We start from the raw sequence: 22,921 nt of genomic DNA on the forward strand, positions 1-22,921 counted from the left end.
GTCGCCCGGGCGACCACGTTGGTGATGCCGAGCCCGTACGACGGCAACTCGCCCTGCTCGGACGGCTTCAGCAACCGCGGCGTGAAACCGGACAGGTGCAGGACCGGCCAGAAACGGTTGCCGGGCCGGGCGAAGTGATAACCGGTCGCGGCCGTCATCAGACCCGGGTTGATGCCGCAGAACAGCACCCGGAGGCCGTCCGCGACCACGTCCGGCACCAGCCGGTCGCGGGCGGCCTCCAACTCCTGCGGGGTGAAGCGCGTCAGAGGATCGCTCCCGGCGTGTAACCCGCGGCCTCCGGACGCTGCTTGACGATCTCCTCGACCCGGCCGACGACGACGGCGACCTGGGCGGCCGCGGCGCCCGTGAAGGACAGCTTGTCCGCCATCAGCGCGTCGAGCTGCGCCCGGTCCAGCGGGATGCGCTCGTCCGCAGCCAGCTTGTCGAGCAGTTCGTTGCGCTCGGCGCCCTGCTCGCGCATCGCGAGGGCCGAGGCGACGGCGTTCTCCTTGATCGCCTCGTGGGCGACCTCGCGGCCGACACCCGCGCGCACCGCGCCCATCAGCACCTTCGTCGTCGCGAGGAACGGCAGATAGCGGTCCAGCTCCCGCGCGACGACGGCCGGGAAGGCGCCGAACTCGTCGAGTACCGTCAGGAACGTCTCCAGCAGACCGTCGAGCGCGAAGAACGCGTCCGGCAGCGCGACCCGGCGCACCACCGAGCAGGACACGTCGCCCTCGTTCCACTGGTCGCCCGCCAGCTCGCCGGTCATCGACGCGTAGCCGCGCAGGATGACCATGAGGCCGTTGACGCGCTCGCAGGAGCGGGTGTTCATCTTGTGCGGCATCGCCGAGGAGCCGACCTGGCCCGGCTTGAAGCCCTCGGTGACCAGCTCGTGCCCGGCCATCAGCCGGATCGTCTTCGCCAGTGACGACGGGGCCGACGCCAGCTGCACCAGCGCCGTCACGACCTCGTAGTCCAGCGAGCGGGGGTACACCTGGCCGACGGAGGTGAAGGCCTGGGAGAAGCCCAGGTGCCCGGCGATCCGGTCCTCCAGCTCGGCCAGCTTCGAGGCGTCCCCGCCCAGCAGGTCCAGCATGTCCTGCGCGGTGCCCACGGGGCCCTTGATGCCGCGCAGCGGGTAGCGGCCGAGCAGCTCCTCGACCCGGCCGTACGCCACGAGAAGCTCGTCGGTGGCGGTCGCGAAACGCTTGCCGAGGGTGGTGGCCTGCGCGGCCACGTTGTGCGAACGGCCGGCCATGACCAGCTCGCCGTACTCGCCGGCCAGCTTGCCGAGACGGGCGAGGACCGCCACCGTACGGTCGCGCATCAGCTCCAGGGAGAGCCGGATCTGGAGCTGCTCGACGTTCTCGGTGAGGTCGCGGGAGGTCATGCCCTTGTGGACGTGCTCGTGCCCGGCGAGGTCGTTGAACTCCTCGATCCGCGCTTTCACGTCGTGCCGAGTGACCTTCTCACGCTCGGCGATGGAGGCCAGGTCGACCGTGTCGAGGACCCGCTCGTAGTCGGCGAGCGCCTCGTCCGGCACCTCGATGCCGAGGTCCTTCTGGGCCCGCAGCACGGCCAGCCAGAGCTGCCGCTCCAGCCTCACCTTCTGCTCGGGCGACCAGAGCGTGGCGAGCTCGGTGGAGGCGTAACGTCCGGCGAGGACGTTCGGGATGCGGGGCTTGGCTGGCGCAGAAGTCACGTGTACGGATTCTACTGGCGATTCATGCAGGTGAGCGCCGCGGGCCCGCTCGTCGGAACCTACGAGAGCCCCGTCACAGCCCCGCGCGGGTGGCAGCGCCCCGCACTGCTCGGGCGCGGAGGGCGGTCCCCGCGCTGGTCGGCTCGGGCGCGGAGGGCGGTCTCGGCGCTGGTCGGCACGGGCCCAGGGGCGGCCTCAGCGCTCGTCGGCGAGTTCCGCCAGGACGTCCCCGTGGCACAGCTCCGGCGCGCACCAGCAGGCCAGCGTCCTGCCGCGCAGCTCCGGCACCAGCTCCAGCAGCTCGGGCCGGGCCGACAGGTACTCCCGGTACTTCGCCATCACCTCGGCCCGGCTCCCGTCCCGCTTCTTCTTGTCGGTGTCGGGCTGGAACGGGTTGTACAGCGGGTGCTGCGGCAGGTCCCAGTGGCCCATGGTCCAGCGGCGGCCGATGTACACGACGTCGTCGGGGGCATGCTCCAGCCGCGGCCCGAAGTCCTGGATGCGGCCCTTCAGGTTGATCACGGTCGTGGTCACGTGCGGCTCCCTCCGGTCCGGCCCCTCCTCGCAACCTCTGTCGACTCCAGGTTGCCGGTCCCTCGTACGGCAGCAACTCGGGGCGCTTCGCCGGCAGCCCGTCGCCGGAGGAGCGGCCGGTGTGACACCCGCCCGGGTCTCTTACTCAGGGTAGCGGGTGCCTACGACAGGGTGAGGGGGTGAAGCGGCACACGATCCGACCGTACGTCCTCGCGAGGGCGGTGATGCACGGAGATGAGGGGGGTGGGGCCGACGTGTCGCGAGTAGGGAAGACCGCGATGGTGACGGCCTGAGGCGGTCGGTGGACGTGGCCACCGGCACTGGTTCGGGAAGAGGCTCTTGGCGGTACTGCTGCCAGGATTCTCGGTCCCTTCCCCGTGTCGCCGACTGCCCGTCCGGTTTCACTCTCTTCTCTCACGCACTCTCTTCGCTGAGTCGGTCGACTGCCCACGGGATGAGCTCCTTGGCCACGGCAAGGCTGAACGGCCTCACCAGTGAACGAAGTTCGGCGCAGGCGGCAGGACCGAGCGTGAGGTAAGGGAGGGCGGCCAGCCTGTCGGTGGTGTGCTCGATCTCCGCCCTGCGCCGCGTACCGTCCTCGCTCAAGGCCAGGTGGGGTCCATCGCCGAGCCATCCACGTTCACGCAGGCTCTCCACGGCCTGTCCCCACTGCTCCGGCGTCCACGCCCGCGAGCCGCGCAGCACCTCCGCGTCGATGTCTCCTGTGGCGGCGTGCGTGACGAGAGCCTCGAGCCCGCTCAGTCCGGCGGTCACCAGTGCCGCCACGTGACCATCGCCACGGAACTCCCGGAGCAGAGTCTGTGCGTGCCAGAGCACGAGGTGGGGTGCGCTCGGCCACGGCAGTGCGGCGTGCGCGGCGAAGAGGGGGCGGCCTTGTGGATGGCCCACGGTCGCTTCAGCCGCGGTACGGGCCAATTCCGCTGCGCGGGCCATCGCCGGTGAGGAGACGTCCGCCCCGAGGATGCGGCGGAGCGTGGTGTCGATCCCGGTGAGCCGGGCGGCGGCGAATCGCTGCGGCGTGGCGGCCTCCCAGGCCGCGGGTATGGCTCGGCGTACCAGATGCGGAGCGAAGTTGTAGAACGTGGCGACGACCAGATCTGCCGGAGCGGCGCCGAGCGCGGCGGAGCGGGACGCGAAGTACCCCGTCCTGGCGTCCACGCCCAACTCGGCGTACTCGCTCGCGGCTTCGGGCGAGAAGTAGACAGCCCCGTGGTAGGGCTCGAGCGTTCTCCAGGTCTGGCGTGCGAAGCTCAGGCTGTCGTGGTCCGTGTTCTGCGGCATGAGGGGCACTCCGTCCTGCGGCGGATGAAACGTTGCTGTTCATCGAGGACACGACGGCGCGTGGGGCGCACTCAGTCGTACCGTCTGGTCGGTACGCTATAGGAGGGCGGCTCCCGCAACTACCGCTCTGCTACCAGTTCTTGGGCGCCTGACCATCTGGAGTTCGGCGACGGGTACGCCCACCCGGGGCTGGGCCGGCATCCGGTCCTGCTGCTTCGACGGCTCCGCCGCCCGTCACGCGGCAGCCCGGGCCCGCGACGGCATCGCGAGGCGCCTCGGTGCATGCCGGCCGGGCGGGGCTCCGGATCAGGGCCCCGTCCGTCGCCAGTCCGTCACAGGACCGGGGTTTGTGTGGTCCGCCGGGGTGACCCAGAAGGCTTTGCCCAGCTCGGCGCTGAAGTGGGCGCCTGCCCGGCCGTCGCCCGAGGAGCGGCCCGTCAGTCGGCGTCCGATCCACGGCAGCAGGTACTGCCGGGCGAACCGCGCGTGGGCCATCTGCCGGGCGACCCAGGCGGGCGGCGGTGACGCGGCCATCGGCGTATGCCACTCGGCGTCCTCCGCCGGATGGCCGAGGGCCTGCCACACGGCCTCGGCGACCCGGCGGTGCCCCTCGGCGGTCAGGTGGAGCCGGTCCACGTCCCACATCCGGGGGTCGGACAGCGAGGGCGCTCCGTACAGGTCGACGACGAGCGCTCCGTGCCGGGCGGCCAGGTCGTCGACGCAGACGAACAGCTCCTCCATGCGCGGCCGGAACCGCTCCAGCACCGGGCCCTGGCGGCCGGGGCTGCGCATCAGGACGAGCTGCTTGCAGGCGGGCGCGAGGCGCTCCACGGCCTCCTCCAGCAGTCCGCGCACCCGGCCCATGTCGCACTTCGGGCGCAGGGTGTCGTTCAGACCGCCGACCAGCGTGATCACATCCGCGCCCATGGCGGCCGCCACGTCGACCTGCTCGTCGACGATCTGGCCGATGAGCTTGCCCCGCACCGCGAGATTGGCGTACCGGAAGCCGGGGGACCGCGCGGCCATCCGGCTCGCGAGGAGATCCGCCCAGCCGCGGTAGGACCCGTCGGGCAGCCGGTCCGACATGCCCTCGGTGAAGGAGTCGCCGACCGCGACGAGGCTGGAGTACGGGGGAGGGGTGTCAGGGGTGTGTGTGGCGTTCGTCTGCATGGCGTACCCGATGCTATCGCCTTCACATACCCAGCGGTCGGTCACCCTCTCCCCGCACCGGCGTCAGGCCGTGGGCCGCGCCCGTGCCAGGCCGGGCCCCCGCTCCGACGTCCGGCTGCACGCCGCTCCGTGTCAGGCTGCCGGCTGTCCGAACAGCTCCCGCAGGACGTCCTCCATGGTCACGATCCCGCCGAGCCGTCCGTCCGCTCCCAGCACGGCCGCCAGATGCGTACGGCTGCGGCGCATCGCGGTGAGCACGTCGTCCAGGGGTGTGGTCTCCCGGACGCGGGCGATGGCCCGCATGTCCCGGATCGTGAACGGCACCTCGCGCGGGGCCGCGTCGAGCGCGTCCTTCACATGGAGGTAGCCCACGATCCGGCGCCCCTCGTCCACCACGGGGAAGCGGGAGAACCCGGACTCCGCCGACAGCCGCTCCAGCTCCTCCGGGGTGACGCCCACGCGCGCGTAGACGACACGTTCCAGCGGGAGCACGACGTCCCGGACGGGCCTGCGGCCCAGTTCGAGCGCGTCGTGCAGCCGCTCCCGGGCGCGGTCGTCGAGCAGGCCGGCCTCGGTGGAGTCCCGGACCAGCCTGGCCAGCTCCGTGTCCGAGAAGGTAGCCGCCACCTCGTCCTTCGTCTCGATGCGCATCAGCTTCAGGAGCGCGTTCGCGAAGGCGTTGACCGTGAAGATCACCGGCCGCAGCGCCCGTGACAGCGTCACCAGCGGCGGACCGAGCAGCAGGGCGGAGCGCACCGGCTCCGCCAGCGCGATGTTCTTCGGCACCATCTCGCCGAGCAGCATGTGCAGATACGTGGCGACGGTCAGCGCGATCACGAACGAGATGAGGCGCCCCGCGCCCTCCGGCACGCCCACCGCGTGGAACACCGGCTCCAGCAGATGCTCGATCGCGGGCTCCGCGACCACGCCGAGGACCAGTGTGCACAGGGTGATGCCGAGCTGCGCGGCCGCCATCAGTGCCGACACGTGCCTCAGCCCCCACAGCACACTGCGGGCCCGGCGGTCGCCCTGTTCGGCGTACGGTTCGATCTGGCTGCGGCGGACCGAGATCAGCGCGAACTCGGCGCCGACGAAGAAGGCGTTGACGACCAGGGTCGCGAAGCCGATCAGCAGCTGGACGGCGGTCATCGCGCCTCCTCCTCGTGCTCGTCGCCGGCGTCGACCGGCGCGTGCAGCAGCACCCGGGCGGCCCGCCGGCCGGAGGCGTCCACGACGTCGAGCCGCCAGCGGGCGACCTCGACGGTGTCGCCGACGGCCGGGATACGGCCCAGCTCGGTGGCGACGAGGCCCGCGAGCGTCTCGTACGGTCCCTCCGGCACCTTCAGCCCCACACGGGCGAGCTGGTCGGTGCGGGCGGCGCCGTCCGCCGAGTACAGCTCACGGCCGTCCTCGTCGGTGCCGACGGGGGCCAGGTCGGGTGTCTCGTGCGGGTCGTGCTCGTCGCGGACCTCGCCGACGACCTCCTCGACGATGTCCTCCAGCGTCACCACGCCCGCGGTGCCGCCGTACTCGTCGATCACGACGGCCATCGTGCGTTTGCCGGAGAGCCGGTCGAGGACCCGGTCGACGGTCAGCGACTCGGGGACGAGCAGCGGCTCGCGCAGCAGCTCCGCCACGGAGGTGCGCAGCCGGCGCTCTGCGGGCACGGCGAGGACGTCCTTGATGTGCACGGTGCCGACCACCGAGTCGAGGCTGCCCCGGTAGACGGGGAAGCGGGACAGACCGGTCGCCCGGGTGGCGTTCGCCACGTCCTCGCAGGTCGCCTGGGCGTCGAGGGCGATGACCTGCACGCGCGGCGTCATCACGTTCTCCGCGGTCAGGTCGGCCAGGTTCAGCGTCCGCACGAACAGCTCGGCGGTGTCCGGCTCCAGCGCCCCCTCCTTCGCGGAGTGCCGGGCGAGGGCCGCCAGCTCCTGGGGGCCGCGCGCGGAGGCCAGCTCCTCGGCGGGCTCGATCCCGAACAGACGGACGAGACGGTTGGCGGTGTTGTTGAGGTGGGTGATGAAGGGGCGGAACGCCGCGCTGAACCAGCGCTGCGGGTTCGCCACCTTCTTCGCCACCGACAGCGGCGAGGAGATCGCCCAGTTCTTCGGCACCAGCTCGCCCACGACCATCAGCACGATCGTGGACAGGGCCGTACCAATCACCAGGGCGACGGAACTCGACGCCGAGGCGGGCACGCCCAGCGCCTCCAGCGGGCCCGCGATGAGCTTGGCGATGGACGGCTCGGCGAGCATGCCGACGACCAGATTGGTGACCGTGATGCCGAGCTGCGCGCCGGACAGCTGGAACGTCAGGTTCCGTACGGCCTTGAGGGCGCCGGCGGCACCCCGCTCGCCGCGCTCCACGGCCCGCTCCAGCCGGCCGCGCTCGACGGTGGTCAGCGAGAACTCGGCGGCCACGAACGCGCCGCAGACCAGCGACAGCAGTACCGCCACCAGGAGGAGGAGCACTTCGGTCATCGGGTCACCTCCGTCCCATGATCCGGCAGGGGCGGGAGGATCGCGCGATGTCGTGCACCGGCTCGGGCGCGACGGGCGCCGGGCCGGCTACTGGGAGGCTCGCCCATGGGCGGACGCTCACGACCTTTCCGTAGACGTTCACTGATCCACCCATGGTAAAGGGTCGGCAAAGTGGTGTTCGCCGTCCCGGTCGCGTCGGCCCTCCCCGGTCCGAGCGGCTGTTCACCCACCGCCCCTCGTCGCCCCTCGTCCTCCTGAGCGCGTACCCAGTCGACCGCCGCGCATGAGCCGCCGACGGCACCGGCGCTACAGGGGCTTGACCCAGCGACGCCAGTGGTCCTCGCGGTGGTACCCGGTGGCGGCCCACGTGTGGTGGGCGTGTTCGTTGGCCTCCAGGACCATGGCGTCCACGCGCCGCCCGCCGAGGGCGACGAACCGCTGCTCCACCGCTTCCAGCAGCGCGGTGGCGATGCCCTGCCGGCGGCGTTCCGGATGCACCGCCAGCCGATAGGCAGAGCACCGCCATCCGTCGAAGCCGGCGATGACGGTTCCCACGAGGACGCCGTCGCGCTCCGCGAGGATCAGCGCCTCGGGATCCCGGGCGAGGAGCCGGGACACCCCGTCGTGGTCGTCGCTGATGCTCGTTCCTTCCGCGGCGTCGCGCCAGAACCGCAGCACGGTGTCGATGTCCGAGGGGGCGGCGCAACGGATTCGAAGATCACTCATGGGACGAGCCAAGCAGAGCGCTCGCCTGTCCGGCGAACGGATTTCCGCCCCCGCGTTCCTCACGGGGGCGGAGGCGGGCCTACGCGGGGCGGCTGCCGCCACGCCACGGCGGGGGCGGCGTCCGGTGCGTGTCGTGCCCGGTGTGGACGGCCTTGTCGGTCTGACGGTGCAGCCGGTCCCGCAGTGTGTCGACGACCTCCCGGCCCGTGGCCTCCTCGGCGACGACGACCACCTGCCGACCGCCGACCCGCAGGTCGGCCGTGGCCAGCCACGGGAGCTCCGCGTGGCGGGCGCCCGCCCGCACGATCCGCACCTCGCCGGTGACGGCGGGCAGCCCCGGCCGCCCGACCACAGCGTCGATCTTCGTGCGCGCGTAGTCGAGCGTGTCCTTGTCCACGGCCCCGTCGGAGCGCAGCCGCACCGCGGGCGGGGTCCGGGGCGTGTCGCTGGTCATGGTGATGTCCTCTCTGAAGGGGTGAGGTGGTTCTCCGAACCGGTCTCCGAACGGAGGCGAGGCGGTTCAGGACGCCGGCCGGTCCGGGCCGTAGTACGCCGCTCGCATCAGGCCCTGCATGTCGTCGAGCAGGGGCATCCGCGGGTTGGCGGGGGCGCACTGGTCCTCGAAGGCGTTGAGGGCCTGCTGGGGCAGGGCGTCCAGGAACGCGCGCTCGTCGACACCGAGGGACGCGAACGACGGTTCGATGCCGACGGCGTCCCGCAGCCGCTCGACGGCCCAGGCGAGCGACTCGACGCCGTCCTGCGGGGTGGCGGCCGGCAGACCGAGGGTCCGGGCGATGTCCTGGAAGCGTTCGGGTGCGCGGTAGTGCTCGTACTTGGGCCAGCCGGTGAGCTTGCCGGGGACGGAGCCGTTGTAGCGGATCACGTGGGGGAGCAGGACCGCGTTGGTGCGGCCGTGGGCGATGCGGAAGGTGGCACCGAGCGTGTGGGACATGGCGTGGACGATGCCGAGGAAGGCGTTGCCGAAGGCCATGCCCGCGATGGTGCCGGCGTTGTGCATCTTCTCCCGGGCCTCCGCCGCGCCCTCGCGGTCGTTCACGGCCGCTTCGAGATGCTCGAACACCAGCCGGATCGCGTGCAGGGCGAGGCCGTCGGTGAAGTCGTTGGCGTAGACGGAGACATACGCCTCGATGGCGTGGGTGAGGGCGTCGAAGCCGCTGTCGGCGGCCAGCGCCGGGGGCAGGGCGGTGGTGAGGAGAGGGTCGACGATCGCCACGCTGGGGGTGAGCGCGTAGTCGGCGAGCGGGTACTTCTTGCCCGTCGCGGGGTCGGAGATGACGGCGAAGGGGGTGACCTCGGCGCCGGTGCCGGAGGTGGTGGGCACGCACACCAGACGTGCCCGGCTGCCCGGCGTCGGGAAGCGGAAGGCGCGCTTGCGGATGTCGGAGAACTTGTGCCGCATGTCGGCGAAGTCCACACCCGGGTGTTCGTACAGCAGCCACATCACCTTCGCCGCGTCCATGGGCGAGCCGCCGCCGAGGGCGATGATCGTGTCCGGCCGGAAGTCCCGCATCAGGCGGGCGCCGTGCTGCACCGAGTCGATGCTGGGTTCGGGTTCGACGTTGTCGATGATCTGCAACGTAACGGGTTCGGGGCGGCGCATCAGGACACGGGTGACACGGTCGACGAAGCCCAGACGGGTCATGGTCGCGTCGGTGACGATCGTGACGCGGTGGACGTCCGGCATGGCGGCCAGATAGCGGATGGCCTGCGGCTCGAAGTAGATCTTCGGCGGGACCTTGAACCACTGGAGGTTGTTGCGACGGGTGCCGACCCGCTTGACGTTCAGGAGTTGCGCGGCGGAGACGTTGTTGGACACCGAGGTGCTGCCCCAGGAGCCGCAGCCCAGGGTGAGAGACGGCAGGAGGCTGTTGTAGATGCCGCCGATGGCGCCCTGCGAGGAGGGTGCGTTGACGATGATCCGCACCGTCTTCATCCGCCTGCCGTACGCCTCCGCCACCGCCCTGTCCTCGGTGTGGACGACCGCGCTGTGGCCCTGCCCGTGGAAGGCGACCATGTCGGCGGCCAGGGCGAAGCCCTGCTCCTCGGAGTCGGCCCGCAGGACGGCGAGGACCGGGCAGAGCTTCTCGCGGGTCAGCGGCTCGTCGGGGCCGACGCGGTCGGCCGCGACGAGGATGAGCGAGGTGTCGGCGGGCACGCTGAAGCCGGCCTGCTCGGCGATCCACACCGGGCTCTGCCCCACGGCGGCCGCGTTCACCTTGGGCTCGCAGCCGGCCCCGGCCCGGCCCGTGGGGAACAGGAACGCCTCCAGCTTCGCCTTCTCGTCCGCTGTCGCCACGTACGCGTGGAGCCTGCGGAACTCCGCGAGGGCGTCGTCGTGGATCTCGTCGTCGAGGATGACGGCCTGCTCGGAGGCGCAGATCATGCCGTTGTCGAACGACTTGGACAGCACCAGGTCGTTGACGGCGCGGCGCAGACGGGCGCTCTTGTGGACGTACGCCGGGACGTTGCCCGCGCCGACGCCCAGGGCGGGCTTCCCCGCCGAGTAGGCGGCCTTGACCATGGCGTTTCCGCCGGTGGCGAGGATCAGCGCGACGCCCTGGTGGTGCATCAGCATGCCGGTCGCCTCGACGGACGGGGTCTCGATCCACTGCACGCAGTGCTCCGGTGCCCCCGCGGCGACGGCCGCGTCGCGCACGATCCGGGCCGCGCGGGCGCTGCAGCGCTGGGCCGAGGGGTGGAAGGCGAAGACGACCGGGTTGCGGGTCTTCAGCGCCATGAGCGCCTTGAAGATCGTGGTGGAGGTCGGGTTGGTGACCGGGGTGATCGCGCACACCACCCCCACGGGTTCCGCGATCTCGACCATGTCCTCGATGTCGTCGCGGGCGATGACGCCGACGGTCCTCATGCCGCCCATGCTGTGCGTGACGTGCTCGCAGGCGAACATGTTCTTGGCCGCCTTGTCCTCGAAGACACCGCGGCCGGTCTCCTCGACCGCGAGCCGCGCGAGTTCCGTGTGTCGGTCCAGGGCGGCGACCGACGCCTTCCTGACGATGTGGTCGATCTTCTCCTGCGTCAGGTCCTCGTAGTCGGCGAGTGCCTTGAGCCCGTTCGTGACCAACCGGTCGACGGCGATGGCCGTATCGGACGGCTGGTCGCCCGGTGTGGTGGGGCAGGGCAGGGCGTCGTCCTGTCGGGTCATGGGGGTGCGCCTCCGTCGTCGAGGTCGTGGGCCGGAAAGCCGTGCGGGGAGCGACACCGGGGTCCGGTACCGCTTCCACCTCCACCCTTCCGTGGCCCGGGGCCGCTCCCCAGGCGGCGAAGGTCCCGGCCGGGGGCCGACGGTCCCGGAGTCCGGGGCCGGTCGGTCCCTGGGGAGAAGCGCGCCGAAACACCCACCGGCGCAGGCGTCCTGACACCCTGGCGGATCACACCGGGGTGTCAGGACGGCCGGCGAGGATCCACCGGGGCGGGCACGCCCCGTGCGGGCGGCCCGTGGCTCAGGCGGCTCGACGAGGGCTCGGGCGGCTCGACGAGGGTTCAGGCGGCTCGGCGGGAGCCCGGGCGGGGGTTCGGGGCCTGACGGGTGCGGCCGCCGGCCCCCGGTGTGGCCGTCGGTGCGGCGCGCCGCCGGTAGACCAGGTACGGGCGGACCAGATAGCCGATCGGGGCGCTCCACACGTGGACCAGCCGGGTGAACGGCCAAGCCGCGAACAGCAGGAACGCGGTCAGCGCGTGCAGCTGGAACAGCAGCGGCGCACCGGCGATCGCCTCCGGCTCGGGCTGGAGCACGAACAGGCCGCGGAACCAGACGGAGACGGTGGACCGGTAGTCGTAGCCCGCGCCGAAGACGTTGTGCGCGGCGGTGGCGGTGATCCCGAGGAGGACGGTGGCGGACAGCAGGGGGAAGAGGAGCTTGTCGCTGCGGTCGGTGCCGAGCCGGATCCGGCGGGTCAGAAGCCGCCGTGCGCACAGCATGCCCAGCCCGGCGACCATGGCGACGCCCGCGACGGAACCCGCCCAGACGGCCGTGCTGTGGTAGGTGTGCTCGGAGATCCCGGCGGCCTCCGTCCATGTGTCGGGCACGGCGAGCCCCACGACGTGCCCGGCGATCACCATGAAGGCACCCAGGTGGAACAGGGGGCTCCCCCAGCGCAGCCACCGGTGTTCGAGGAGCTGGGTGGTGCGGGAGGTCCAGCCGAACTGGTCCTGCCGGTAGCGCCAGACGTGCCCGACGGCGAACACGGCGAGGCAGACGTAGGGCACGGCGACCCACAGCAGCAGATCGGCGCCGCTCGCTGCGGCAAGGGGAGGGGGCGCGGCGCTCATCGGGGGCCTTCCGGTGTGGAGAGGGGCGGCATGAGGGTGGGCGGTGCCTGACCGGGGGGAACGAAGGCGCCGGGCGGGGCGAACTCCCCGGCCCCGTAGGCCCCGTACGGGTCGAGGCCGACGTCCTCGGCGGGCGGTCCCTGGGCGGCCAGTTCGGCGACGGCCCGCAGATCGGCCTCGGTGGGCGGTGGCAGAAGGGTGAGCAGGGCGGCCAGGACGTGCTGGTAGGGGGAGTCGGCGTCGGTCAGCGCGTGGTGGATGAGTTCCAGTCCGCGCCGGTGCTGACGCAACGGCGCCTCGCCCGCCCTCGGGCCGGCGAGCGCGGCGAACTCCAGGACGACCGGGAGGTGGTCGGGGAGTTCGCCGCCGCCGGTGTCCCAGCCGGCGGCGCGGTAGCGCTGCGCGAGTGTCAGCAGGGCCATCCCCCGGCGGCGGGTGTCGCCGTGCAGGTAGTAGGTGAGGTACAGGCCACTCCTGCGGCGCAGGTCGAACATCTCGACGTAGTGCCGCTCCAGCGCCTCCGGCTCCCGCGCGGTGAACCAGTCGGTGAAGTCCGCCAGGTGCGCTGCGGCGGCCGAGGGCGCGAGCGCCTCGACGGCGGCGGTGAGCACGGGGCGGGCCGTGGCGAGTTCGCCGTCCGGGTACTGCAGCAGCAGCGACAGCAGCCGCAGCAGCAGCGCCCGGTCCTCGGCCTCCTCCGGCGTCAGCGGCCTCGGCCGCGCGGACCGTGCCGCGCGGCCGGGGCGGCGCACGGCGGCGCGGACCCGTGAGCGGATGACGGCGCCCACGGACGGGGCTCCCTCGGGGCGTTCGGTACCGGTGGCGGGCAGCGGGTTCACGGACGGCCTCCGGCGGGTGTCTCGGGTGTACGGCGGCGCAGGGTGGGGATGCCGAGCAGGGTCGTGCGGGACCCGGCGGTGTCGGAGGTCTCGACCGGGCAGCGGTTCTCCATCGCGCTCAGCGCGGCGGCGTCCTCCTTGTGCGCGGCGGGCACGACGTACCGGTCGGCGTACTTGGCGACGGCGAGGAGACGGTGCAGGTCCTCCGCCTCGCGTGGCGTGAGCCCCACGGCCGTGAGCACGTCCTCGTCACCGGCCTCGCCGAGGGTGCGCTCACGCATGTACGAGCGCAGCGCCGTCAGCTTCATCAGCACACCGGCCACCACATCGGTGTCCCCGGCGGAGAACAGCTCCGCCAGGTACTCCAGCGGTATCCGCAGGCGGGTCACCGCGGCGAAGACGTGGTCGGGGTCGTCCTGGTCGCCGCCGGCCGCGTCGACGGCGTCCAGGACCGGCGACAGCGGAGGCACGTACCAGACCATCGGCAGCGTCCGGTACTCCGGATGAAGGGGCAGCGCCACCCGGTACTTCGAGACCAGGGCGTGCACGGGGGAGCGGCGGGCGGCCTCCAGCCAGTCCTCGGGGATGCCCGACTCCCGTGCCGCCGCGATGACGTCGGGGTCGTGCGGGTCGAGGAAGACATCGCGCTGGGCGTCCAGCAGGTCCTTCTCGTCCGGGGTCGCGGCGGCCTCGCCGACCCGGTCCGCGTCGTACAGCAGCAGCCCGAGGTAGCGCAGGCGGCCGACGCAGGTCTCGGAGCAGACGGTGGGCTGACCGGCCTCGACGCGCGGGAAGCAGAAGGTGCACTTCTCGGCCTTGCCGGTGGCGTGGTTGACGTACACCTTCTTGTACGGGCACGCCGTCACGCACATCCGCCAGCCGCGGCAGCGGTCCTGGTCGACGAGGACGATGCCGTCCTCGACCCGCTTGTACATCGCCCCCGACGGGCAGGCGGACACACAGGCGGGGTTGAGGCAGTGCTCGCACAGGCGGGGCAGGTGGAAGAGGAACGTCTGCTCGAACTCGAACTTGACCTTCTCCGCCCAGGCGCCGGTGAGGTTCGGGTCGCCGCCCGCGTGCTCCGGGGCGCCGCCCAGACCGTCCTCCCAGTTGGCACCCCAGGTGATGGCGGTGGGCCTGCCGGTGAGGACCGATCGCGGGCGGGCGACGGGGAAGTCCTGCTGCGCGGGGGCGCTGACGAGGTTGTCGTAGTCGTAGGTGACCGGCTCGTAGTAGTCCTCGATGGACGGCAGGTCCGGGTTGGAGAACAGCGACAGCAGGCGCTTGACCCGGCCGCCGGAGCGCAGGACGAGGCGTCCGCGCCGGTCGAGCATCCAGCCGCCCTTCCACTGCTCCTGGTCCTCGTAGCGGCGGGGATAGCCGACGCCGGGCTTGGTCTCGACGTTGTTGAACCAGGCGTACTCGACGCCGGTGCGGTTGGTCCACGTCTGCTTGCAGGTGACCGAGCAGGTGTGGCAGCCGATGCACTTGTCGAGGTTCATCACCATCGCGATCTGTGCCATGACGCGCATGTCAGTACTCCACATCCTGCGAGCGCCGGCGGATGACAGTGACCTCGTCACGCTGGTTGCCGGTCGGGCCGTAGTAGTTGAAGGCGTAGGTGAATTGGGCGTAGCCGCCCGCCAGATGGGTGGGCTTGAGCAGCAGCCTGGTGAGGGAGTTGTGGATACCGCCGCGCTTGCCGCTGACCTCGGTCTTCGGGACGTTCACGGTGCGGTCCTGGGCGTGGTACATGTACACGGTTCCCTCGGGCATGCGGTGCGTGACCACGGCCCGGGCGGCGACGACGCCGTTGCGGTTGTACGCCTCGATCCACTCGTTGTCCTTCACACCGATCTTCTCGGCGTCGGCGGTGGACATCCAGACCGTGGGCCCGCCGCGGGACAGGTCGAGCATGTACTTGTTGTCCTGGTAGTTCGAGTGGATGGACCACTTGGAGTGCGGGGTCAGATAGCGGACGGTGACCTCCGCCCGGCCGTCGTTCAGATGCTCGTCGCCGTAGTGCTCGGGCGTGTTCAACGGCGGCCGGTAGACGGGAAGTTGCTCGCCCAGTTCGGTGATCCAGTCGTGCTGGACGAAGAAGTGCTGGCGGCCGGTGAGGGTGTGCCAGGGCTTGAGGTGCTCGGTGTTGATGACGAAGGGCGAGTAGCGGCGGCCCCCGGTCTCCGAGCCCGACCACTCGTAGGAGGTCATCACGGAGCGCGGCTGGGCCCTCGTGTCCGCGAAGGTGATCCGCTCCGCCTCCCGCTCGGCGGCCAGTTCCACCAGGCCCTTGCTGCCGGTCTGCCGCTCCAGGGCGCGGAACCCCTCGGTGGCGAGGCGGCCGTTGGTGGTGCCGGACAGGGCGAGGATCGCCTCGCACATGTCGCTCGCGGTGGCCAGGGAGGGCCGACCGGCGGCGACGCCGTCCTGGACGGTGCCGTTGCGGTGCCGGAGGTCCTCGATCTCCTGGTCCGGGTGGACGGTGACGCCCTTGGTGGTGGTGCCCAGGCTGTCCAGCAGCGGGCCGACGGCACGCATCTTCTGCGCGATCGCGGCGTAGTCGCGCTCGATGACGGCGAGCTTCGGCATCGTGCGCCCCGGTACCGGCTCGCACTCGCCGTACTTCCAGTCCCGTACGGCTCCGCCCGGCTGGGCGAGTTCGTCGGGCGTGTCGTGCAGCAGCGGCACGGCCAGGACGTCGGTACGGGTGCCGAGGTGCTCGGCGGCCAGCTCGCTGAACCGGTCCGCGATCGTCAGGAAGGTGTCGTAGTCGGTACGGGCCTGCCAGGGCGGGGCGATCGCCGGGGTGAACGCGTGTACGAAGGGGTGCATGTCCGTGCTGGACAGATCGTCCTTCTCGTACCAGGTCGCGGCCGGCAGGACGACGTCGGCGAGCAGACCGGTGGAGGTCATCCGGAAGTCCATGCAGACCAGCAGATCGAGCTTGCCCTCGGGGGCCTCCTCCCGCCACACGACGTCCTTCGGGCGTCCCTCGGGCGGGGTCTCCTCGGAGCGGACCGCGGCGTCCGTGCCCAGCAGGTGCCGCAGGAAGTACTCGTTGCCCTTGCCGGAGGAGCCCAGCAGGTTGGCCCGCCACACGGTCAGCACCCGGGGGAAGTTGGCCGGGTCGTCGGGGTCCTCGGCGGCGAACCGCAGCCGCCCCGACTTCAGCTCGTCCACCACGTGGTCGGCGACCTCGCGCCCCCGCGCCCGCGCCTCGTCGGTCAGATCGAGCGGGTTGCGGTTGAAGCCGGGATGACCGGGCGTCCAGCCGAGCCGCACGGCCTGCGCCAGACAGTCCGCGAACCCCTTGCCCCGGAACCGTCCCTCGCCGAGCGGCGAGGCCAGCTCCTCGGGCCCGAACGCCTCGTACCGCCACTGGTCGGAGTTCAGGTACCAGTACGAGGTGCCCGCCATGTGCCGGGTGGGCCGCTGCCAGTCGAACGCGAACGACAGGTGCTGCTGCCCGGTCACCGGGCGGACCTTCTCCTGACCGACGTAGTGCGCCCACCCGCCGCCGTTGACGCCCTGGCAGCCGGTCATCGTGGTCAGCGCCAGGAACGCGCGGTAGATGGTGTCGGAGTGGAACCAGTGGTTGGTACCGGCGCCCAGCGCGATCATCGACCGGCCGCCCGTGCGTTCGGCGTTGCGGGCGAACTCCCGGGCGATACGGGCCGCCTGCTCGGCCGGCACGGAGGTGACCGTCTCCTGCCAGGCCGGCGTGTACGGCTCGGACGCGTCCTCGTACGACGACGGCCAGCTGCCCGGCAGACCGGGGCGCCGCACTCCGTACTGGGCGAGCATCAGGTCGAACACGGTGGTGACGAGCCGCCCGCCGATCCGGCGCACCGGCACACCGCGCACCAGGACCGAGCCGCCCTCCGTGGCACCCTCGTCGAAGCGGGGCAGTGCCACCTCGGCGGTCTCCCCGGCCTGCTCCAGCAGGCTCAACGCGGGTACGACGTCGCCGAGTGCGAGGTTCCAGCGGCCCTGTTCCTCCTTCGCCCACCGGAAGCCGAGCGAGCCGTTCGGCACGACCGGCTCACCGGTGACCGAGTCGAGGAGGACGGTCTTGGACCCTGCGTGCTCCGTGTCCTGCCCGAGGTCGGCGGCGGTCAGGAAACCGCCGGGGACGAGCCCGTGCTCGTGCTCGCGCAGCGTCACCAGGAACGGCGCGTCGGTGAACTTCCGCAGGTAGTCCTGGAAGTACGGCACTTCACGGTCCACCAGGAACTCGCGCAGGATGACGTGGCCCATGGCCATCGCCAGTGCCCCGTCGGTGCCCGGGTGCGGGGCCAGCCATTCGTCGGCGTGCTTGACGTTGTCGGCGTAGTCGGGGCTGACGGCGACGACCTTGGTGCCGTTGTAGCGCGTCTCGGTGAGGAAGTGGGCGTCGGGCGTGCGGGTGACGGGGATGTTCGATCCCCACATGATCAGATAGCCCGCGTTCCACCAGTCGGCCGCCTCCGGCACGTCGGTCTGGTCGCCGAAGACCTGGGGGGAGGCGATCGGCAGGTCGGCGTACCAGTCGTAGAAGGAGAGCAGGGTGCCGCCGATCAGCGAGTGGTACCGCGCACCCGCCGCGAACGACGCCATCGACATCGCCGGGATGGGCGAGAAGCCCGCGACCCGGTCGGGGCCGTAGGTCTTGACGGTGTGCACCTGGGCGGCGGCGACCAGCTCGCTCACCTCGTCCCAGTCGGCGCGCACCAGGCCGCCCTTGCCGCGGGCCCGCTTGTAGGCACGCGCCTTCGCCGGGTCCGACGTGATCTCCGCCCAGGCCGCCACCGGGTCGCCGAGCCGCTTGCGGGCCTCACGCCACAGCTTGAGCAGCGCGCCCCGGACATACGGGTAGCGGACCCGGCTGGGGGAGTACGTGTACCAGGAGAACGACGCCCCGCGCGGGCAGCCGCGCGGCTCGTACTCGGGGCAGTCGGTGCCGATCGACGGGTAGTCGGTGGCCTGGTGCTCCCAGGTGATGATGCCGTCCTTGACGTACACCATCCACGAGCACGAACCCGTGCAGTTCACCCCGTGCGTCGAGCGCACCACCCGGTCGTGGGCCCACCGGTCCCGGTAGAAGCCCTCCCACTGCGGGTCGCCCGTGCCGAACACGGCACGTCCGTCAGCCGACACCTCACGCCGCGTCAGCAGCCGACGGGCGGCCAGCGGCCAGCCCTCACCGGCGCGCGACTCCCGCTGCCGTCCGTTCCGATCGTTCTCCATGGCCGGAACGCTAGGTGGCACAGCACGTCCCCCACCCGGGGCCGGCGGTCCCTGACGACCGACCATCCGGCCCCATACGCCCGGCCCCACAGGGCCCGAAGGTCCCGGTGCCGGGACCCTGCGGGCCGGAGAACCGGGTGCGTGCGCCCCCTGTCGCCGTCGGCCGTTCGCCCCCGGGCGTGGTCGGCGGCGAGCCGACGGTCAGGCTTCGGAGAGCGCCACCTGGACGAACTGGCCCCGTTCGCCCGCCTGTCCCTCCACGTCACCGAAGGACGTCCAGGTTCCGTCGCCGCCCCGGCGCAGCGCGTGCCACAGGCGGCCGTCGGCCGTCACCGCGCACACATGCAGGTCCTGTCCGGCGGTACGGCACGCGACATGGCGGACGGAGCCGCGTTCCCCGGTCTGCCCCTCCACATCGCCGAGCTGGGTCCACCACTCCAGCCGCCGGCCGGGGAACGGGAAGGGCAGGGAGAGGGCGCCGACGTGCAGGGCGTGCCACAGACGGCCGTCGGCGGTGACGCCGCACAGGTGCAGCTGCTCGGGGTGCCCCTCCGGAGCGGCGCAGGCGGCCTGCCGGAAGTCGCCCCGCTCCCCGGCGGGCCCCTCCACGTCGTAGAACGGCACGTCGGTGTCCCTGCCGTTCGTATAGGTGTGCAGCAGGCGGCCGTTGCCCGTCACGGCGACGAGGTGGAACGCGCTGTCCGTGGCCGAGGCGGACGCCGCGATGTCCAGGGCCACCACACCGCCCTGGTACCCGGTGCTCGTCGGCAGCTCCTCCAGAGGGCCCCACTGCCCCTTGCCGTCACGATCCGTCCGGAACACCCTGGCCTGCGCGGTCACTCCGTGCACGGACAGACCCGTGAAGGGTCCCGGCCCTTCCGGGAAGTCGTGCCGCTTGAGCGCCGCGAGCGCCGTGTACTCACCGCGATCCCCGACCACCGGCTCGATGTCGGCCAGCGGCGGCCGCAGGCCGTCGGGGCCGGTGCGCGCGTGCAGCAGCCTGCCGTCCGCTGTGGCGGCGCACGCGTGGAACGAGAAGAACGTGTCCGAGGAGTCGCCCGTGAAGCCACCCGCGGCGACGGCGGTGAGCGCGGCCGTGTCACCGGCGGCCAGGGCCACCTCCTCGAAGGCCCGCCAACTCCCGTCCGGCCTGCGCACGGCCAGATGCGCCTTCCCCTGCGCCGTCAACCCCAGTACGTACAGACCGGATTCAGCCGCCACAGCGGTTCCCCCTCGCTCGTGGACCCGGACACCCGTGGACCGGCGGCGCCGGGCCGCTCCGTCCGTGCCGCCCAGCATCCTGGGGTGCGGACCCCTGCGACAACGCGCCGAAAGACGTAGATGCCCGCCCCTCCCGATCCACGCGCACCGCCGGAAGCACGCCCCACCGCGGCCTACCGCGCGGAACCCGGCACGCGGGAGCGGACCGGGGTCGACCCGGCCGCCGAACGAGGCCGTACGGCCCACCGGCCGGGGGCCGGCCAACCCTCCCCGTCACGCGGCCCACTGCGCAGGGTGGGGGAGACGGGAGGACCCCTCTGCGAAGGAGCCACGATGCAGACCCGCGAAGTCGACGCCACCGCCGTGCACACGCTGTTGGCCGCGGCGGTCGCCGCGCCGTCGATCCACAACACGCAGCCCTGGCGGTTCGGCCTCGACCCGGAGAGCCGGTCGATCGAGGTCCGCTTCGACCACCGGCGGCGGCTGCCCCTGGCCGACCCGGACCTGCGCGCCCAGCACCTGTCGGTGGGGGCCGCCGTCCTCAACCTCCGGGTGGCCGCCGCGCACCTGGGCTGGGCGCCCGCCGTCCGGCTGCTCCCCGCGGCGGACGAGCCGGACCTGCTGGCCAGGGTCCAACTGGCCGGGCCCGCCGAGGACGACCGGCCGCCCCTCGGCGAGCTGTACGAGGCGGTCGAGCGGCGGCACACGAGCCGAATGCCGTTCACCGGCCGCCCCGTACCGGAGCGGATCGTGGCCGAGATGATCGGCTCGGCCCTTGCCGAAGGCGCCCATCTGGTCGTGCCCGACATCATCGGGACACGCCGTCTGCTGCGCCTGACGCAGCTGGCGGAGGCCCGCAACACCGCCCACCCGGCCCGCGCGGCCGAGGCGCGCACGTGGATCACCGCTCCGGGCAAGGACGCCCGCTACGGCATCCCCCTGACGACCCTGGGTCCGCGGGACGCGTCAGGGCGGATCCCCGTACGGGACTTCACGGGCCGCCTGCCCGCTCCCCACCTGCCCGCCCTGCGCTTCGAACGCCACGCCCAGGTGGCCCTGCTGTGGACGGCGCAGGACCGGCGGGAGGACTGGCTGCGGGCGGGGCAGGCGCTGCAGCGCGTGCTGCTCACGGCGACCCGGCACGGGGTGCGGACGTCGATGCTGCACCAGGCCATGGAGTGGCCCGACCTGCGAGCGGCCACAGCGGGATCGAGACAACGCTGCCGCCCGCAACTGCTGATCCGGTTCGGCTACGGCCCCGACGGCGGCCCCACACCCCGCGCGTCGGCGGACGACCGCGGCCTCACGCCCCGCGCGTCATCGGATGACCGCGGGATCAGCGCAGGGCGTGCGCCCCGGTGAGTTCGCGTCCGGTGACCATCTCCGACGCGATCCGTACGAACACCGGGTCCCGCAGGGGCATCCAGGAGGTGGGCCCGGCCTGCGACAGCCGCGCCTGCTCGGTGGGATCGGTCACCGTGGTGGCCCGCCCGGTGACGACGACGCTCCAGCCGGACCGGGTCGCGGCGTCGAACTCGTCCACCTCGAAGGCGACGACCACCCCGTCGACGGCGCGGACGAGGTCGGAACCCCGTGAGGTGCACAGCAGGACGGAACCGTCCGGGTCCAGGGTGAAGTTGACCGGGAGGACCGCGGGCAGGGCCTGCCGGGTGTAGACCACACGGCCGACCGACACCCTGCCGAGCAGACGCAGGCACTCCTGTTCGTCGAGCACGCGAAAGGCGTCGTTGTGGAACATCAGTTCATCGTGCACGTGGACGCCTGCCGGGGGTAGGGCCGATCGGCCCTACCCCCGGCACGGGCGCGAAGGCCGCGTCCCGGACGTGGCGGACGGCGGGGCCGGACCCGGGACCGTCCGGCCATCAGCAGGGACCCATGGCCCATGCCGCGGGCGGGCCCGGACACGGACAGTTGCCACGGGTCGCCGTTCCGCGGGCGAGAGGTCTGCGGCGCATGTGCGGTCCCTGGTGGCGTGATACCACCATGAGGACGAAAGGGACGGACAACATGGTCCAGCCGTTGAAGTCGAAGAGCGGCGGTTCACCGTCGGACACGCCGGCGCCCGGCCGGGCGTGGCTGATGCTGACCCTGGCCACCGCGGGTTTCGCGGTGAACTTCTGGGCGTGGGCGCTGCTCAGCCCGCTCGGCCCCCGCTTCAAGGAGAGCCTCGACCTCTCGTCGTTCGAGCAGTCCCTGCTGGTGGCGGTCCCCGTCGTGGTGGGCTCGCTGGGGCGGATCCCGGTCGGCGCGCTGACCGACCGGTTCGGCGGACGGGTCATGTTCCCGATCGTGTCGGCGGCCACCGTCGTGCCGGTGCTCTCCCTCGGGCTGATCGGCCACTCCTCGCTCGCCGCGCTCCTCGTCGGCGGGTTCTTCCTCGGCGTCGGCGGCACCGCGTTCGCCGTCGGAGTGCCGTTCGTCAACGCCTGGTTCCCGCCCGCACGGCGCGGGCTCGCCATCGGCGTCTTCGGCGCCGGCATGGGCGGCACCGCCGTCAGCGCCCTGACCACCGTGAAACTGGTCGACGCGAACACCATGGCCACGCCGTTCCTGATCACCGCGGCCGCCCTGGCCGTGTACGCCGTGGCCGCCGCACTGCTGCTGCGCGACGCCCCCGGCCGCACCGTGCCGACCGAGCCGCTCGGGCGCCGGCTGGCCACCACCGCCCGCCTGCCCATCACCTGGCAGGCATCCGCGCTCTACGCCGTGGCGTTCGGCGGCTACGTGGCCTTCTCCGTCTACCTGCCCACCTACCTCAAGACCGGCTACGGCCTCACCCAGGCGGACGCCGCCAACCGCATGGCGGGCTTCGTGCTCCTCGCGGTGGCCATGCGCCCGATGGGCGGCTGGCTGTCCGACCGGCTGGGCCCGGTCCGGGTGCTGGCCGGCTCGCTGACCGTGGTCGTCGCCGGGGCGCTCGTGCAGTCCTTCACACTGCCCCTCGCGCCCGTGGGCACCGTCGCCTTCCTGTCCATGGCGGCCGCGCTCGGCGCCGGCAGCGGCGCGACGTTCGCCCTGGTCGCCCTGATGACCCCGGCGGCCCAGGTCGGCTCGGTCACCGGCGTCGTCGGCGCCGCGGGCGGCCTCGGCGGCTTCCTCCCGCCGCTGGTCATGGGCTCCCTGTACGGCGCGTACGAGTCGTACGCCCTCGGCCTCGCCCTCCTCGCGGTCGTGGCCGCCGCCGCACTCGCCTACACCCTCACCGCGGTACGTGCCGCGGCCGGCGGCGGCGAGCGCACACCCCGCGCGGGCCGTCGGCGCGGGCACGGCAGCACGGCCGACACGACCGCGTAGCACGGCGGCCGGCGATCCGTCCCGCCCCGCGGCACCCCGCACGTCCCGTACCNNGGTACGGGACGTGCGGGGTGCACGGACTCGACGGC

At 72.3% G+C, this 22,921-nt stretch carries 18 protein-coding genes; 2 read left to right on the plus strand and 16 right to left on the minus strand.

All coding sequences use genetic code 11. The annotated features are described in order from the left end of the window. The 15 genes from AOK15_RS46500 to AOK15_RS04360 form a co-directional block, all read right to left on the minus strand. Positions 1–218: mismatch-specific DNA-glycosylase (locus AOK15_RS46500; protein WP_240508297.1), on the minus strand; the 218-nt coding region annotated here is incomplete at its 3' end. A 44-nt stretch (positions 219–262) separates the two neighbouring features. Continuing rightward, entirely contained in the window at positions 263–1,705 is a 1,443-nt protein-coding gene (gene purB / locus AOK15_RS04295; protein ID WP_055512905.1) for an adenylosuccinate lyase, read from the minus strand. Between the two features lie 195 nt (positions 1,706–1,900). Then, a complete protein-coding gene (locus AOK15_RS04300) occupies positions 1,901–2,239 on the minus strand; it encodes a DUF4326 domain-containing protein (RefSeq protein WP_055512907.1) in 339 nt (112 codons plus the stop codon). A 414-nt stretch (positions 2,240–2,653) separates the two neighbouring features. Further along, on the minus strand, positions 2,654–3,541 hold the full coding sequence (locus AOK15_RS04305; RefSeq protein ID WP_055512909.1) for an SCO6745 family protein: 888 nt from the start codon (positions 3,539–3,541) through the stop codon (positions 2,654–2,656). Positions 3,542–3,847: 306 nt separating this feature from the next. Next, the gene (locus AOK15_RS04310; RefSeq protein ID WP_055512911.1) at positions 3,848–4,711 is read right to left on the minus strand and encodes an SGNH/GDSL hydrolase family protein; all 864 of its coding nucleotides are present in this window, start codon (positions 4,709–4,711) and stop codon (positions 3,848–3,850) included. A gap of 132 nt (positions 4,712–4,843) precedes the next feature. Beyond that, positions 4,844–5,860 (minus strand): hemolysin family protein, encoded by a 1,017-nt coding sequence (locus AOK15_RS04315; protein WP_055512912.1) that lies wholly within the window; start codon positions 5,858–5,860, stop codon positions 4,844–4,846. Then, positions 5,857–7,194 carry a hemolysin family protein gene (locus tag AOK15_RS04320; RefSeq protein ID WP_055512915.1) on the minus strand — a complete coding sequence of 446 codons (1,338 nt, stop codon included), beginning with the start codon at positions 7,192–7,194 and terminating at the stop codon, positions 5,857–5,859. The genes AOK15_RS04315 and AOK15_RS04320 overlap by 4 nt, the downstream gene beginning before the upstream one ends. A 306-nt stretch (positions 7,195–7,500) precedes the next feature. Continuing rightward, a complete protein-coding gene (locus AOK15_RS04325; protein WP_055512917.1) occupies positions 7,501–7,920 on the minus strand; it encodes a GNAT family N-acetyltransferase in 420 nt (139 codons plus the stop codon). 79 nt (positions 7,921–7,999) lie between these two features. Further along, a complete protein-coding gene (locus AOK15_RS04330; protein ID WP_055512919.1) occupies positions 8,000–8,374 on the minus strand; it encodes a hypothetical protein in 375 nt (124 codons plus the stop codon). A gap of 66 nt (positions 8,375–8,440) precedes the next feature. After that, a complete protein-coding gene (adhE, locus tag AOK15_RS04335; RefSeq protein WP_055512921.1) occupies positions 8,441–11,101 on the minus strand; it encodes a bifunctional acetaldehyde-CoA/alcohol dehydrogenase in 2,661 nt (886 codons plus the stop codon). A 338-nt stretch (positions 11,102–11,439) separates the two neighbouring features. Then, a complete protein-coding gene (gene narI, locus AOK15_RS04340) occupies positions 11,440–12,228 on the minus strand; it encodes a respiratory nitrate reductase subunit gamma (protein ID WP_055512923.1) in 789 nt (262 codons plus the stop codon). Next, on the minus strand, positions 12,225–13,067 hold the full coding sequence (narJ, locus tag AOK15_RS04345) for a nitrate reductase molybdenum cofactor assembly chaperone (protein WP_079058299.1): 843 nt from the start codon (positions 13,065–13,067) through the stop codon (positions 12,225–12,227). The genes narI and narJ overlap by 4 nt, the downstream gene beginning before the upstream one ends. Next, positions 13,064–14,599, minus strand: coding sequence for a nitrate reductase subunit beta (gene narH, locus AOK15_RS04350; protein WP_055512925.1), 1,536 nt, complete (start codon positions 14,597–14,599; stop codon positions 13,064–13,066). The genes narJ and narH overlap by 4 nt, the downstream gene beginning before the upstream one ends. Before the next feature lies 1 nt (position 14,600). After that, complete coding sequence (locus AOK15_RS04355) at positions 14,601–18,296, minus strand: nitrate reductase subunit alpha (RefSeq protein ID WP_055512927.1); 3,696 nt, start codon at positions 18,294–18,296, stop codon at positions 14,601–14,603. Between the two features lie 201 nt (positions 18,297–18,497). Further along, positions 18,498–19,517, minus strand: coding sequence for a hypothetical protein (locus AOK15_RS04360; RefSeq protein ID WP_055512929.1), 1,020 nt, complete (start codon positions 19,515–19,517; stop codon positions 18,498–18,500). A gap of 333 nt (positions 19,518–19,850) precedes the next feature. Between AOK15_RS04360 and AOK15_RS04365 the strand changes: the two genes are divergently transcribed. Next, positions 19,851–20,879 carry an Acg family FMN-binding oxidoreductase gene (locus AOK15_RS04365; protein ID WP_055512931.1) on the plus strand — a complete coding sequence of 343 codons (1,029 nt, stop codon included), beginning with the start codon at positions 19,851–19,853 and terminating at the stop codon, positions 20,877–20,879. Here AOK15_RS04365 and AOK15_RS04370 read toward each other — a convergent pair. Beyond that, positions 20,854–21,276 (minus strand): pyridoxamine 5'-phosphate oxidase family protein, encoded by a 423-nt coding sequence (locus tag AOK15_RS04370; RefSeq protein WP_055512933.1) that lies wholly within the window; start codon positions 21,274–21,276, stop codon positions 20,854–20,856. The two genes, AOK15_RS04365 and AOK15_RS04370, sit on opposite strands and share 26 nt — an antisense overlap. Before the next feature lie 341 nt (positions 21,277–21,617). On the opposite strand from AOK15_RS04370, the gene AOK15_RS04375 reads away from it, so the two are divergent. After that, on the plus strand, positions 21,618–22,832 hold the full coding sequence (locus tag AOK15_RS04375) for an MFS transporter (RefSeq protein ID WP_205632072.1): 1,215 nt from the start codon (positions 21,618–21,620) through the stop codon (positions 22,830–22,832). The last annotated feature ends 89 nt before the right edge of the window (positions 22,833–22,921 follow it).

Source organism: Streptomyces ossamyceticus, assembly GCF_001418475.1.
In the GTDB taxonomy this organism is placed as follows: Bacteria; Actinomycetota; Actinomycetes; order Streptomycetales; family Streptomycetaceae; genus Streptomyces; species Streptomyces ossamyceticus.